The sequence below is a fragment of the Proteus mirabilis ATCC 29906 genome, from assembly GCF_000160755.1.
Lineage (GTDB): Bacteria > Pseudomonadota > Gammaproteobacteria > Enterobacterales > Enterobacteriaceae > Proteus > Proteus mirabilis.
This window is the reverse complement of record NZ_GG668601.1, coordinates 1-603: the sequence shown is the minus strand read 5'-3', so window position 1 is coordinate 603 and position 603 is coordinate 1. Positions and strand designations below refer to the sequence as shown.

The following is a 603-nucleotide window of genomic DNA, read 5'->3' as shown; positions in this document are numbered from 1 at the left end:
TATATGGGCTAAGTCACTGTCAACGGTTTTGGTTTTACTCAGACGTCGACCAAAAGCATCATAAGTATAGTGCCAACAATCCCCTTTCGGTGTAAAGCATGCGGTTAGCTGATTTTGTGTGTTCCATAAATAGCGCCACTCTCTGGGACGAAAACCGCGTGTATGGACAATTTTTTTAGCTAATCGCCCATTAACATCATAATGGTAATCTTGATATCCCTTCGCTGTGTAACGGCGAGTCACCCGTCCTGCTTGCTGTTGCTGAAATAGCTGTAGCATCGCCCCTTGTGCTTCTGAAGGCACCATCGACGAGGACGGCGTTGTTAAGTGCTCCGTGATATTGAGGTTGTTATCATACTGGAATTTTTCGTCCTGATTACCCCATTGTGGACTGTATTGTGTCTTAGTGATTTGGTCATTGGCATTATAGTGATAACGTGTCTGTCGCCAGCGATCATCTTCAATACCCACCACATTATAAGCGCGATCATATTGATAACTGCGGTGCACATCCGTACAAAATGGCGGTTGTTGGGGATGGGCTTGTATCGATTGTAAAAACTGTTCGGTGCCTCGCCCTGCTCGTTGATGAGCCAGTAAACC

General features: G+C 45.8%; 1 protein-coding gene. It reads right to left on the bottom strand.

All coding sequences use genetic code 11. The annotated features are described in order from the left end of the window. Positions 1-603 (bottom strand): RHS repeat domain-containing protein (locus HMPREF0693_RS18205; RefSeq protein ID WP_004247156.1); only part of this gene is annotated, 603 nt, incomplete at both ends.